The sequence below is a fragment of the Collimonas fungivorans genome, from assembly GCF_001584145.1.
GTDB classification, from domain to species: domain Bacteria; phylum Pseudomonadota; class Gammaproteobacteria; order Burkholderiales; family Burkholderiaceae_D; genus Collimonas; species Collimonas fungivorans.
In genome coordinates, this window is record NZ_CP013232.1 from 2896397 (window position 1) to 2911724 (window position 15328).

Here is a 15328-nt window from a genome sequence, read left to right on the forward strand (position 1 = left end):
AAAATTATACAAACACATGATTTGCGTATCAGTTACGGTATTGGTATAAGATTTCTCGGGGGGAACAATCTGCTACCTTCACTAATTATCCAATATAGAATAGTTAATCCTGTCGCTGTCCCTGCTGCTTTGGCTGCGGCTTCTTTAGTTCCGTCGTCGACCGGCTCAGGACATGGTGGTGGCGGTGGGCCGCATCTGTTGTTAAATTCGTTCTGTCTTTTCTGAAGCTGCTCACGATATTGATCACGTAGCTGTTCGTGTCCCCAAACTGAATCCTTCAAGGCTCCTCCGGGGCCAAAAAATCCCGGGGCATAATAAGGAAGATTTCCAGGATTATTGGCCAAATTGTCGATTTGTCGCTGAACGGCTTCTTTCAAATTTTCAATTGTTTTTTGAAGGTTTGTGCATCCATCACTATCAGGATCCATTGGACTATTTTTCCAACCGGCTTTAGCCAATCCGAATGGATCTATATTTTTAATTGGGTTACCTGCGACATAGGAATATCCATTGGTTTGTCCGGCATTCCATCCAATTGGGTCCTGCGATACAAACCGTCCCCAAGCCGGTGAGTAATACCGTGCCCGGTAATAATACAACCCGATCGCATCATTCTCCCGCCCCGTGTACTGCTGGCTGTTGTCGTTAGTCCCAAGCTGTATCGTATTGCCATAGGCATCGTAGCTGTAACTCGTCACCGTCGCCTGCGTCGCGTCCGTCGCCAGAATGACGCTGCCCAGCGCATCGGTCAACATCGTATGATTGCCCGCAGTGCTTTGCCGCGTCAGCACATTGTCAACCCCGGGCTCGACGATCAGATTGGCCGTCACCCCGGCGCCGCTGCCGGTGCCGCTCTTCTCCTGCACAAAGTTGATGCCGTCATACAGATACCCGGTCGAGGTTGTGCCGATCGTCTTGCCTACCCGCCGTCCAAACGCGTCGTACTGGAAACTCGCCGTATTGCCGCCGCCTATGCTCTGCAGCTGGTTCCGTGCATCCCAGGTATAGGTATTGGTACCGTCGCTGGTCAGATTGCCGTTCGCATCGTACGTCAGCGTCTGCGCACCAAACGTCGTCAACTGGTTCGCTGCATTAAAACTGGTCGTGCTCACCGGCGTGCCGGGATTGGTTTGCGCCAGCGATCCACCAACGCCGGTACGGCGTCCCACCGTGTCGTAGGTGTAGCTCAAATCGCCGATCGCTGAACCATCCGCCTTGGTGTACGTGATCCCGGTCAGCTGGTTGCCATTGTCATAGCTATAGCCGGCATGGATGCCATTCGGATAGATGCGCTGGGTCAGGCGGTTGGCGTTGTCGTAGCTATAACCGGTGGTTTGCACCACATTGCCGTTGCTGCTGCCGGCGGCCTGCTGGATCTGCGTCAGCCGGTCCGCCACGTCGTAGCTATATGTAATCGTCGGCTGGCCGGTGACCGTCAGCGTCAGGCGCCGTCCGCCCGCATCAAATGTCCGGGTAACCGTCCCTTGCGGCGTGGTTTCGCTCAGTGTCCTGTCCAGCAGATCATAACTGCGCGTGATCGTGCCTGAAACCGAGTCGACGACCTGCGTGAGCCGGTTGCCGTTATCCCAGGTAAATGCCGTGCTGCTGGCACTACTCGTGCCGCCGGCATTGGCGCCGTAGCTGATGCTGGTGAGGCGCCCCAAGACATCGTAGGTACTGTTGGTGATCTGGCCCTTGTTATCGATGCTCTGGCTGACCTTGCCGCCCGCCTCATACGATGCCGTGGCCTTGTGCGCCAACGCATCGGTCATGCTGTTCATCCGGTCCCGGCCATCATAGGTGAAGCCGGTGGCGTTGTTGTTCTCATCAACCTGGCTCAGCACATTGCCGTTGCCGTCGTAGCTGATCTGCGCCGCCCCGCCCTTGGCATTGGTGATCGCCGTCGCACGATCCAGATCGTCATAGCCCACATAGGTGCGATTGCCCAGCATGTCCGTCACGCTGGTCGTACGGCCGATGATGTCGGTGTACGAACTCACCGTGCGTCCCAAGGCATCGGTGACTGCCTGCAGATCAGCGCCGGCATAGGCAAAGCTGGTGGCATGGCCCAGCGCATCCTTGACGCTGGTGCGCCGGCCCTTGCTGTCGTAGGTCATCACCACCGCATGGCCCAGTGCGTCCGTGGCCTGGATCAGGTTGCCCAGGTTGCTATAAGTCAGCGTCGTGCTGTTGCCGTTCGGATCCGTGATGCTGGTCGGCAGGCTGTACGTCAGGTCATACACGATATTGGTCGTCACCGCATTGCTGGTACCCGACAATTGGGTGATCTGCGTCTTGTTGCCCAGGCGGTCATACTGGTACGCCGTCACCCGGCCCATGGCATCGGTGCGGCTGTCGAGCAGATGTGTGGTGCTGTTCCAGTTATTGCTCGCCGTTTGCTGAAGGGACGTACCGAACGCGCTGATGACGCTGGTCGGAGCCCCATTCGTATCGAAGCTATAACGCGTGACCGTACCGCGTTCATCGGTGGCGTCGGTTTGCAGCACCGTATCGAAACCGGCCGTACTGGTCCCGGTGCCTGTTTGCGACGATTGCAATACATAGCTGAACTGGAAGAACCGGCCATCCGCATAAGTTTGCTTGCTCAGGCGGCCGTTGCCATCGAAGACATTGGTGGTCTTGACGTTGCCGTTCTTGTCCGTCACCGTCAGCATGTTGGTGCTGGACTTGACGCCGCCCAGGGAGTGGGCAGGATCGAGCGTCTGCGTCCCATAGGTATATCGGGTGGTCTTGCCTGCCGGATCGGTCACTGTCATCAACCGCCCGCTGGCATCGTAGGCATAACCGACCGTGCGCGCCAGGTCGTCCTTGACCTGGGTGATGCGGTTGCTTGCATCATAGGTCAGATACACATTGCGTCCGCTCGGCGAAATGATCTGGGTCAGGTTTGCGTTGGTGCGCACCAGTTGCGTCAGGTTGCCGAAACGGTCCTTCATAGCCAGCATGGCCCCCTGCCGCGCCGTGCCGCTGCCGTCGCCGACGCCAGGGAAATAATAGATGTCGCCGGTTTTAAGCGTCACGCTCCAGCTGGCGCCGGGATAGGTGGGATCCCATTTCACAATGGCGCCGTAATACGCCGTGGTCGGATCCGATGTGCTCTGGAATACCGCATTGGTATAGCCGGTGCCGCCCGAAACACGGACGAAATTGATCTGGCCACCGTCCGGCTTGATCAGCGCGGCATACGGCAGGATCTGGTCTTTGCTGGTATCGTAGCCGCCGGTCAGGAACATGTCGTAGGACAGGTTCGTACCAATACCGAAGGCGCGGCTGGCGTCATCGGCCTGGCGGTAACTGCGACTGACCCGGATCGGTACGATGTCGGCGATCGCCAGGTCGGTTTCATGATTGATGAACAGGCCCGAATAGGTATCGACCGGATCGGCTGCCTTGCAACCGCAATCCTTCGGCCAGCGGATGGCGCATTCGTGGAAGGTGCCATTGTGGTGATCATCGCACCGGTAAATTCATAGATGCGCACATTCGCATCCGGCATCACCTGCTTGCCGTCGGCCGTCACCGTACCCTGGCCGTATTCAAACCAGCCGCGTTTGGCCGCGTCATAATCCCAGAACGTCATCCGTGTGCCAGGGGCCGCGTGAGGATAGTTTGGATAGACAATTTGCGCACCTTTGGCGCTGGCGGCATTGATGCCTTCCAAGTGCGAGCCACCCGGCTGCACTGTGAAATACACCGGCACGTTGATATGCGGCAGCGGGAACGGCGGCTGGTTGACCGGCACCGCAGTCATGCTGATTTCAGTGACGATCTTGCCGTGGGCGTCGCGAATGACCATACCGGCCGGAATCCGCAATTCCAGGCCCGGGATTTGCGGGTTGCTCAATACAGTGTCACCTTGGGTCGGCGAGGCAATCTTCAGCGTTTGCGGATTCAGGCGCGACATCCAGATCACGAACGGCAGCAAATTGGGCTTGCCAGCTTCCACATTAAACCCATATTCGTAGCGGCCATAGTGCTGTTCGCCGATGGTCGCCGACTCACCGTCAATGACCAGGATCTGGCGGCCGGACGGCACCGGCGAGAGCGTAAATTCACCATTGTCGTCGGTCTTGACCTGCCGCTCGCCGATCGAGAGCGTGGCGTTGACCAGCGGTTTGCCATTCAAGCGCAGCACCTGGCCCGAGACCGAGGTCACGCCGGTCGCTACCGGTTCGACATTCGGGATCCGTTTCAGGGCGACATCGGCCGGCGTCAGCGACATCAGTTCCGGGTAGCCGTACAGCACACGGCGCAAGGCCAGGTTCTTCGGCAGATGCTGCTGCGAGACATTGCGGTCGCCGCGTCGCCACTGGCCGTAATGATCGCCCACGCCAGGTACCCACAATTCGCCTTCTTCGGCAGTCGCTTCGCTCGTCACCAGGTCATTGGTCGGCGCCTTGGGTGTCGGCACCGGTGCCGCATCCTTGCTGGCGGACCGCTGCTGGCGCCGGAGGCCGTGCTGCCGTTGCCTGCAGCTGCTGCACCCTGCACCAAAGTGGCCTGGGCGATGGCGGCAGCAGTGCTTGCCGTATTCAATGCCACCGTCTTGAAACCAACCGCCGTCAACGGCAAGGCCTGGCCAAACTGATCGGTGGCCCCTTGCACAAACAAGGTATAGGAACTGGCCGGCAGCAATTCCTGTTTCGGTGTCGCAAACAGCAGCACGCCATTGGCGGCAGCCACCGGCAGCACGCCTACTGCGCCATTCGGCCCCATCAGCGTGACGGTGGCGTTGTTGAACGAGCCGATCGCCATCTTCTGCGAGAAGCGCAGCACCACCCGTTGCGCCACCGGCACGTTGGCCGTGCCGCTGGCGGGCGCCTGGCCCAGCACCGCGGGAGCCTCACTACGATTCAGGCCGCCGGCAAGCTGCTGCACCTGCTCCATCGACAACGGTGCGAACTGGCCGCTCTCGGGTGAGTAGGCTTCCGCTGTCGATTGCACCTGCCCGCTCACCGTAGCGCCGGACCAGACCAGTACACGATTGTCTGGCAACAGCACGGCGATGGGCGCGATACGGTCGCTGCCCAGCTTGGCGGCGAGACGCTCTATCTTGCGCGACAACGGATCGTAGATATCCACGTCGCGGATCGGATTGCCGCGGCCATCGACGCCGCCGGCCAGCAGAACACGGCCGTCCATCAGCACCGTGGCGCTGTGGTCGCTACGCCCTGCCAGGCCCAGGCTGCCAAGGTCCGTGAACAAACCGGTCGCCGGATCGAACAATTCTGCGTCCGCCAATACCCCGCCATGGCCATCTACGCCGCCCAGCACCAGCACACGGCCATCAGCGAGCAAGGTCGCGCTATGGCGCGTACGCGCCAGGTGCAGCGTCGCCGGCAAGGCCGTGCGCTGACCATCAACCCCAATCCGCCAGGCCTGGTTGCCGGCAGCACCGGCACTGGCCCCACCGATGACCAGCCACTGGCCATCCGCCAGCTGCGTGGCGCTTTGCCCGGCAAGCAGCACCGGTTGTACTGCCAGCAGCCGCGATAGTGCATCAACTGCCGTGGCAGCCGTAGCGGTCGTACTCGCCACAGGCAAGGCCGGTGCCGCTGCCGCTGCCGCCGGCATCCCCCCTGCACAAACCAGCGCCAGCAACAAGGCGCCGGCAACCCGTCGCGAAACAAACGACGACGCATCCTGCATCATCTTGGTACGTAACGAGTGCTTCATGGCGTGGGTGCGTTCCATCATGGAGTGGGAAATGACTTTAAGGTTCTTAGGAAAAATGGCGACCATCATGGCTTCAAACCAAACTGCGTGACAGCAAGCGTGCCGCTAAAAGAAGTGGCCGCGCTAACCGGAGTAACTAGCAAGGTGTATGTACCCGTCAACGGCAAACCAGTACTCGTGGACGTGACTTCCGGTACATTCCAGGTAATCGCCCCAGTGGCTGTCACGGAACTACTGAGCGTTACCCCGTTAGGTCCAATGATCGAGATGGTGGCTGATGAATTTGCAGGTGTTATTGCGACACCGGATAGCACGATCTTCAAGTACTGGCCTGCCGTCCCGGCGAAAGAATATGAGCCGTTTTGTCCTACCACTTGATTGACGGTCAATGGCGTACCGTCGATCGTCAACGTTCCCGTCGCAGGCGACAATAACTGCAACGCAACCTGTCCCGCACCGCCTAAATAAGGCACCACAAACACCGAATACGTACCGCTCTGCGACAAATTATTGAGCTGTATTTTCCCCGACGGCGTAGCAGTCCCGAAACTACCTGAAATGACTTGCGAACCATCCGGCGCATAAACATACAGATAAGAAGTGCCGTTGAAAGTGGTACCAGTCCAGAGCAAGGTGTAGTTATCGCCAGCCGTGGCACTAAAGGTGTAACGCGCATTCTGACCCGCACGTGTCGTCGCAAAGGTCGTTGCCGCAGCATTCGCCGTCAGCATCCCCGTCACTTCGCTCGACAACGTCAATGCCGCTTGCACCGTAGTCGTAGCAGTGGGTGGGGTTAGCACCAGCGTGTACACTCCTGTCGCTGGCAACACCGGCAAGGTACAACTGCTGTTGGCGCTGAAACTGCTGCAGTTGCTCGTCAATGTCGTACCATTCGGCGCCATCACCGACCAGGTGATTGAGCCACCCGCCGGCGCGATGGCAACACCGGAAACACCCAAGCCCAGGCGTTGACCAACAGTACCGTTAAACGTGTACTGACCATTGGCGCCAGCCGCTTGATTGATTGCCAACGGCGCACCGTCGATCGTCAACGTTCCCGTCGCCGGCGACAATAACTGCAATGCAACCTGCCCCGTACCGCCTTGATAGGGCACTACGAACACTGAATACGTGCCAGTCTGCGACAAATTACTGAGCTGGATTTTACCCGTCGGGTAGCTAACAGCATTGAAATATGAAGAAGTAACTTGCGAGCCGTCGGGCGCATAGACGTATAGATATGGATAGGATCCACTGAAAGTCGCACCAGTCCAAGCCAAGGTGTAGTTGTCTCCAGTCGTGGCATTGAAGGTATAACGCGCATTCTGGCCCGCACGTGTCGTCGCAAAGGTCGTTGCCGCAGCATTCGCCGTCAGCACCCCGGTCACTTCGCTCGACAACGTCAATGTCGCTTGCACCGTAGTCGTGGCAGTGGATGGCGTCAGCACCAGCGTGTACACGCCAGTAGCCGGTAACGCTGGCAAGGTACAACTGCTATTGGTGCTGAAACTGCTGCAGTTGCTCGTCAATGTCGTGCCGTTCGGCGCCATCACCGACCAGGTGATTGAGCCACCCGCCGGAGCGATGGCGACACCGGAAACACCCAAACCCAGGCGTTGACCAACGGTGCCGTTGAACGTGTACTGACCATTGGCGCCAGCCGCTTGATTGATTGCCAGCGGTGCACCGTCGATCGTCAACGTTCCCGTCGCCGGCGATAATAACTGCAACGCAACCTGCCCCGCACCGCCTTGATAGGGCACCACGAATACCGAATACGTACCGCTCTGTGTCAAATTGTTGAACTGAAGCTTACCTGTCGGGTAGCTTGCTCCAAAATAAGGAGAAGAGATGACTTGTGAACCGTCCGGTGCATAAACGTACACATAAGAGTACGAACCAATAAAGGTATTGCCAGTCCAGGCCAAGGTGTAGTTGTCACCAATCGTGGCATTGAAGGTATAACGCGCATTCTGTCCGGCACGTGTCGTTGCAAAGGTCGTCGCCGCGGCATTCGCTGTCAGCACCCCGGTCACTTCGCTCGACAATGTCAATGTCGCTTGCACCGCAGTCGTGGCAGTGGATGGAGTTAGCACCACCTTGTATGCGCCATTGGCAGGCAATGCTGGCAGCGTGCAATTGTTGTTGGTGCTGAAACTGTTGCAATTGGCTAGCGTCGCACCATTCGGCGCCACCACCGACCAGGTGATTGAGCCACCCGCCGGAGCGATGGTGACACCGGAAACACCCAAGCCCAGGCGTTGACCAACAGTACCGTTAAACGTGTACTGACCATTGGCGCCAGCCGCTTGATTGATTGCCAACGGCGCACCGTCGATCGTCAACGTTCCCGTCGCCGGCGACAATAACTGCAATGCAACCTGCCCCGTACCACCTAAATAAGGCACCACAAACACCGAATACGTGCCGCTCTGCGTCAAATTGTTGAGCTGGATTTTACCCGTCGGGTAGCTAACAGCATTGAAATATGAAGAAGTAACTTGCGAGCCGTCGGGCGCATAGACGTATAGATATGGATAAGATCCACTGAAAGTCGCACCAGTCCAAGCCAAGGTGTAGTTGTCTCCAGTCGTGGCATTGAAGGTATAACGCGCATTCTGGCCCGCACGTGTCGTCGCAAAGGTCGTCGCCGCGGCATTCGCTGTCAGCACCCCGGTCACTTCGCTCGACAACGTCAATGTCGCTTGCAGCGCAGTCGTGGCAGTGGATGGAGTCAGCACTACCGTATATGTACCGGTGGCATTCAACTGCGGCAGCACACAATTGCTGCCAGCGCTAAAACTATTGCAATTGACCAGCGTCGTACCATTCGGCGCAATGATTGACCAGCTTACAGAACTTCCCGCTGGTGTAATCGTGATCCCTGATATGCCCAAACCAAGCCGTTGCCCAGCTGTGCCGTTGAACGTGTATTGACCATTGGCGCCTGCCGCCTGATTGATTGCCAACGGCGCACCGTCGATCGCCAACGCTCCCGTCGCTGGCGATAACAACTGCAACGCAACCTGCCCCACACCACCTAAATAAGGCACCACAAACACCGAATACGTACCAGTCTGCGACAAGTTGTTGAGCTGGATTTTGCCCGTCGGGCTGCTGACGCCGAAATAAGGGGCCGCAATTTGCGAACCATCTGGCGCATAAACATACAGGTAAGACCAAGTGCCTGGGAAGGTGGCGCCTGTCCACGCCAAGGTATAGTTATCTCCTGCCGTGGCATTGAAGGTATAGCGCGCATTCTGTCCGGCACGTGTCGTTGCAAAGGTCGTCGCCGCGGCATTCGCTGTCAGCACTCCGGTCACTTCGCTCGACAACGTCAATGTCGCTTGCACCGTAGTCGTGGCAGTGGATGGAGTTAGCACCACCTTGTATGCGCCATTGGCAGGCAATGCCGGCAGCGTGCAATTGTTGTTGGTGCTGAAACTGTTGCAATTGGCTAGCGTCGCACCATTCGGCGCCACCACCGACCAGGTGATTGAGCCACCCGCCGGCGCGATAGTGACACCGGAAACACCCAAGCCCAGGCGTTGACCAACAGTACCGTTAAACGTGTACTGACCATTGGCGCCAGCCGCTTGATTGATTGCCAACGGCGCACCGTCGATCGTCAACGTTCCCGTCGCCGGCGATATTAACTGCAACGCAACCTGCCCCGTACCGCCTTGATAGGGCACTACGAACACTGAATACGTGCCAGTCTGCGACAAATTACTGAGCTGGATTTTACCCGTCGGGTAGCTAACAGCATTGAAATATGAAGAAGTAACTTGCGAGCCGTCGGGCGCATAGACGTATAGATATGGATAAGATCCACTGAAAGTCGCACCAGTCCAGACCAAGGTGTAGTTATCACCAGCCGTGACATTGAAGGTATAACGCGCGTTCTGGCCCGCACGTGTCGTCGCAAAGGTCGTTGCCGCAGCATTCGCCGTCAGCACTCCGGTCACTTCGCTCGACAATGTTAACGTACCTTGCACGGCAGTACCGCTGCTCGGCACTAGTACCATTGTGTATATGCCGGTTGCATTTAGTTTCGGCAGTACGCAACTGCCGCTGCTGGTTCCGAAACTTCCACAGTTAATTAATGTCGCTCCATTCGGAGCAATGACTGACCAGCTTATTGACCCTACGGCGGAAGTAAGAGTGATACCCATGCCAAGTTGTTGGCCGATTGTGCCGTTAAAAGAATAACGGCCACTGACCCCAAGGGCCTGATTAATCGCCAAAGACGCGCTGTCAGCCACTACGGTTCCATTCGACGTTCCCGTGCCAGGAGTGGTCGTGCCTGCCAACGCCACTCCTAAAGATATTCTTCCCACACTGGTCAAATACGGATCAACAAAAATGGTGTATGTGCCGGTTTGCTGTAAATTATTCAACATCAAACTCGCACTGGCACTATTGCCAAACGATGAGGAACCAACAATGCTGCCATCGGGTGCGTATACGGTCAGAGCGTTGCCCGATGCTGCTAATGTTGAATCAGTCAGACTCAAAGATAAATTCTGTTCCATCGTCGCGTTGAACGTATAACGCCCATTCTGACCAGCACGTGTTATTACAAACGCTGTCGCCGGTGCACCCACAGTAAACGTTCCTGTGCTATCAGAAGACAACGTGAGATTTGCTGTCAGTGCTGCAGTGGGTGTCGATGGCGTAATTAATATCGTGTAAACCCCGTTCGCTGGCAACACAGGTAGATTGCAACTCGCGTCTGCGGAGAATCCACTACAACTAATCAGTGTAGTACCAGTGGGAGTAATAATTGACCACCCCATTGAACTACCCGACGGGGTGATGGTGGCACCGGAAACACCCAAGCCAAGGCGTTGACCAACAGAGCCGCTAAACGTGTATTGACCATTGGCGCCAGCCGTCTGATTGATTGCCAGCGGTGCACCGTCGATCGTCAACGTTCCCGTCGCTGGCGATAATAACTGCAACGCAACCTGCCCCACACCGCCTTGATAGGGCACCACAAACACCGAATACATACCACTCTGCGACAAATTGCTGAACTGGATTTTTCCCGTCGGGGTATTGGCAGCACTGAAGTTGATGGAAGTTACCAACGAGCCGTCTGGCGCGTAGATATACAGGTAAGACCAGGTCCCACTGAAGGTAGTGCCAGTCCAAGTCAAGACGTAGTTATCACCAGTCGTGGCATTGAATGTGTAGCGCGCATTTTGTCCCGCACGTGTCGTCGCAAAGGTCGTTGCCGCAGTATTCGCCGTCAGCATCCCGGTCACTTCGCTCGACAATGTCAATGTCGCTTGCACTGCTGTCGCGGAGCTCGATGGCACTAAAGCTACCGTATACACGCCTGTGGCAGGTAGTGCCGGTAGCGTACAGTTGCTGTTGGCGCTGAAACTGCTGCAGTTGGTCGTCAACGTCGTACCATTCGGCGCCATCACCGACCAGGTGATTGAGCCACCCGCCGGCGCGATGGTGACACCGGAAACACCCAAGCCCAGGCGTTGACCAACAGTACCGTTAAACGTGTACTGACCATTGGCGCCAGCCGCTTGATTGATTGCCAACGGCGCACCGTCGATCGTCAACGTTCCCGTCGCCGGCGACAATAACTGCAATGCAACCTGCCCCGTACCGCCTTGATAGGGCACCACAAACACCGAATACGTACCGCTCTGCGACAAATTGCTGAGCTGGATTTTGCCCGCCGGGCTATTAGCAGCATTGAAGTTGATGGAAGTCACCAGCGAGCCGTCTGGCGCGTAGACATACAGGTAAGACCAGGTGCCACTGAAGGTAGTGCCAGCCCAGAGCAAGGTGTAGTTATCGCCAGCCGTGGCACTGAAGGTATAACGCGCATTCTGACCCGCACGTGTCGTCGCAAAGGTCGTTGCCGCAGCATTCGCCGTCAGCATCCCCGTCACTTCGCTCGACAACGTCAATGCCGCTTGCACCGTAGTCGTAGCAGTGGGTGGGGTTAGCACCAGCGTGTACACTCCTGTCGCTGGCAACACCGGCAAGGTACAACTGCTGTTGGCGCTGAAACTGCTGCAGTTGCTCGTCAATGTCGTACCATTCGGCGCCATCACCGACCAGGTGATTGAGCCACCCGCCGGCGCGATGGTGACACCGGAAACACCCAAGCCCAGGCGTTGACCAACAGTACCGTTAAACGTGTACTGACCATTGGCGCCAGCCGCTTGATTGATTGCCAACGGCGCACCGTCGATCGTCAACGTTCCCGTCGCCGGCGACAATAACTGCAATGCAACCTGCCCCGTACCACCTAAATAAGGCACCACAAACACCGAATACGTGCCGCTCTGCGACAAATTACTGAGCTGGATTTTACCCGTCGGATAGCTAACAGCATTGAAATATGAAGAAGTAACTTGCGAGCCGTCGGGCGCATAGACGTATAGATATGGATAGGATCCACTGAAAGTCGCACCAGTCCAAGCCAAGGTGTAGTTGTCTCCAGTCGTGGCATTGAAGGTATAACGCGCATTCTGGCCCGCACGTGTCGTCGCAAAGGTCGTTGCCGCAGCATTCGCCGTCAGCACCCCGGTCACTTCGCTCGACAACGTCAATGTCGCTTGCACCGTAGTCGTGGCAGTGGATGGCGTCAGCACCAGCGTGTACACGCCAGTAGCCGGTAACGCTGGCAAGGTACAACTGCTATTGGTGCTGAAACTGCTGCAGTTGCTCGTCAATGTCGTGCCGTTCGGCGCCATCACCGACCAGGTGATTGAGCCACCCGCCGGAGCGATGGCGACACCGGAAACACCCAAACCCAGGCGTTGACCAACGGTGCCGTTGAACGTGTACTGACCATTGGCGCCAGCCGCTTGATTGATTGCCAGCGGTGCACCGTCGATCGTCAACGTTCCCGTCGCCGGCGATAATAACTGCAACGCAACCTGCCCCGCACCGCCTTGATAGGGCACCACGAATACCGAATACGTACCGCTCTGTGTCAAATTGTTGAACTGAAGCTTACCTGTCGGGTAGCTTGCTCCAAAATAAGGAGAAGAGATGACTTGTGAACCGTCCGGTGCATAAACGTACACATAAGAGTACGAACCAATAAAGGTATTGCCAGTCCAGGCCAAGGTGTAGTTGTCACCAATCGTGGCATTGAAGGTATAACGCGCATTCTGTCCGGCACGTGTCGTTGCAAAGGTCGTCGCCGCGGCATTCGCTGTCAGCACCCCGGTCACTTCGCTCGACAATGTCAATGTCGCTTGCACCGCAGTCGTGGCAGTGGATGGAGTTAGCACCACCTTGTATGCGCCATTGGCAGGCAATGCTGGCAGCGTGCAATTGTTGTTGGTGCTGAAACTGTTGCAATTGGCTAGCGTCGCACCATTCGGCGCCACCACCGACCAGGTGATTGAGCCACCCGCCGGAGCGATGGTGACACCGGAAACACCCAAGCCCAGGCGTTGACCAACAGTACCGTTAAACGTGTACTGACCATTGGCGCCAGCCGCTTGATTGATTGCCAACGGCGCACCGTCGATCGTCAACGTTCCCGTCGCCGGCGACAATAACTGCAATGCAACCTGCCCCGTACCACCTAAATAAGGCACCACAAACACCGAATACGTGCCGCTCTGCGTCAAATTGTTGAGCTGGATTTTACCCGTCGGATAGCTAACAGCATTGAAATATGAAGAAGTAACTTGCGAGCCGTCGGGCGCATAGACGTATAGATATGGATAAGATCCACTGAAAGTCGCACCAGTCCAAGCCAAGGTGTAGTTGTCACCAGTTGTGGCATTGAAGGTATAACGGGCATTCTGGCCCGCACGTGTCGTCGCAAAGGTGGTCGCCGCAGCGTTCGCCGTCAGCACTCCGGTCACTTCGCTCGACAACGTCAATGTCGCTTGCAGCGCAGTCGTGGCAGTGGATGAAGTCAGCACTACCGTATATGTACCGGTGGCATTCAACTGCGGCAGCACACAATTGCTGCCGGCGCTAAAACTATTGCAATTGACCAGCGTCGTACCATTCGGCGCAATCACCAACCATCCCATTGAACCGCCAGCTGGCGTGAACGCGACGCCTGACATCCCCAGGCCAAGCCGTTGTCCAGCTGTACCGTTGAACGTGTAACGGCCGCTGGCGCCTGCCACCTGGCTGATCGCCAGCGGCGCACCGTCGATCGTCAACGCTCCCGTCGCCGGCGACAGCAACTGCAGCGCCACCTGCCCGGTTCCTGCCGTATAGGGAATGACGGTAACCGTATAAGCACCGGTCTGTGGCAAATTGCTAAGCTGGATGATGCCGCTCGGACCGCTGGCGCCGAAATAAGGAGCAGCTATCTGCGTGCCATTTGGCGCATAGACATACAGGTAAGACCAAGTGCCAGGGAAGGTGGCGCCTGTCCACGTCAAACTGTAGTTATCTCCTGCTGTCGCATTGAATGTATAACGAGCGGTCTGCCCGGCCCGCGTGGTCGCAAACGTGCTTGCCACCGCATTCGGCGTGAGGACGCCGGTAACCGCACTCGATAGCAGCAGGCTCATGCTTGCCGTGTGACTGCTGTCGATACCGACCAGGATCCTATACACACCGGTTTGCGGCAAAGCTGCAAACAAACATTTGTCCACTCCGGAGAACGAACAAGTAGTGACTATGCTGCCGGTGGGACCATAGAGCCGGATCGAGACTGTTCCCGAACCGCTCGGCGCGGGCGTAAACGTAGACATCCCGAGACTGAGTTGCTGACCGGCAGTACCGTCAAACAGCAACATGGCATATTTGCCTGCGGTGCCAATGGCAGGTGTTGCTGCAGCACCATCTGTCACGATGCGTCCGGTAGCCACGACATCGGCCACCGCAATGCCGGATGGAACAACAAAAAAATCCGCACTGCTCGTGCCGGCACCTGCGACAGTCTGTAACGCGATCTTCCCGGACTGGCCGCGCTCGGCACCGTCACCACAACCTGGTTCGGCGCCGTCGAACCCGTAAGAATTCCGCCGACATTCCCAAAAAATACCTTGTTGTTAGCCGTTCCGGCCTGGAAATTGGTCCCGTTGACGGTCACCGCCGTGCCTGCCGCGCCGATGGCAGGCGTAAAGCTGGTAATGGTCGGCGCCGACAAGTTCGATCCGACTGTAAAGGTCTGGGTCGAGATGACACTACCATTCGCATTGCTGACTTTGATCAGGCCAGTTGTAGCTGCTGCAGGTACCGTCAGGCTGAGCTGCGTCGCACTGGCTGCCGTCACGGTGGCAGCGATATCGTTGATGGTGACGGTATTGGATGCTGCCGTCGTACTAAAACCGCTGCCGAAGAGGGTGACGTTGGTGCCGGCAGCACCGGAGGTAGGGGCAAAACTGTTGATGGCCAGGGTATTGACGGTATCGGCCTTGACCGCGGTAATATTGCCGGCCGCATCGTAGGCGTATTGCGTGCTGCTGCCATCGGCGGCGATCACTTGCACCAGGCGGCCAAGTTCATCATAGACATAATTCACGCCGGCGGCATGGGCGATGCTACTACAACTCAGGATACAAGCCAGGACGAGGAGCAGATGAGATCGCAACATACGTTGCAAGAATATTAACCACTCTGAAAAAGCGGTTTGCGCAACGTACTGCACGCGACATGTCGCCGCGCGGTTCGA

Annotated in this window: 5 protein-coding genes; all 5 read right to left on the reverse strand. The window is 57.2% G+C overall.

The genetic code is table 11. From position 1 onward, the window contains the following. Nucleotides 1–32: 32 nt before the first annotated feature. From CFter6_RS12535 to CFter6_RS12555, 5 genes are read right to left on the reverse strand one after another with little or no spacing between them, the layout of a single operon-like run. Nucleotides 33–3356 (reverse strand): RHS repeat-associated core domain-containing protein, encoded by a 3324-nt coding sequence (locus tag CFter6_RS12535; protein WP_335340329.1) that lies wholly within the window; start codon nt 3354–3356, stop codon nt 33–35. Next, complete coding sequence (locus CFter6_RS27040; RefSeq protein WP_061540207.1) at nt 3245–4432, reverse strand: transthyretin-like family protein; 1188 nt, start codon at nt 4430–4432, stop codon at nt 3245–3247. Before CFter6_RS27040 ends, CFter6_RS12535 begins: the two co-directional genes overlap by 112 nt. Beyond that, nucleotides 4396–5766 (reverse strand): Ig-like domain-containing protein, encoded by a 1371-nt coding sequence (locus tag CFter6_RS12545; protein ID WP_082814738.1) that lies wholly within the window; start codon nt 5764–5766, stop codon nt 4396–4398. Before CFter6_RS12545 ends, CFter6_RS27040 begins: the two co-directional genes overlap by 37 nt. Beyond that, nucleotides 5763–14534, reverse strand: a complete 8772-nt coding sequence (locus CFter6_RS12550; protein ID WP_150118731.1) for a pre-peptidase C-terminal domain-containing protein — start codon at nt 14532–14534, stop codon at nt 5763–5765. The genes CFter6_RS12545 and CFter6_RS12550 overlap by 4 nt, the downstream gene beginning before the upstream one ends. Then, nucleotides 14501–15178 (reverse strand): IPT/TIG domain-containing protein, encoded by a 678-nt coding sequence (locus tag CFter6_RS12555; protein WP_061540210.1) that lies wholly within the window; start codon nt 15176–15178, stop codon nt 14501–14503. Before CFter6_RS12555 ends, CFter6_RS12550 begins: the two co-directional genes overlap by 34 nt. Between the last annotated feature and the right edge of the window lie 150 nt (nt 15179–15328).

What these genes read in the sequence shown, in the direction of transcription:
- CFter6_RS12545 (WP_082814738.1), bottom strand. Translation starts at nt 5,766, where the DNA reads ATGATGGTCGCCATTTTTCCTAAGAACCTTAAAGTCATTTCCCACTCC.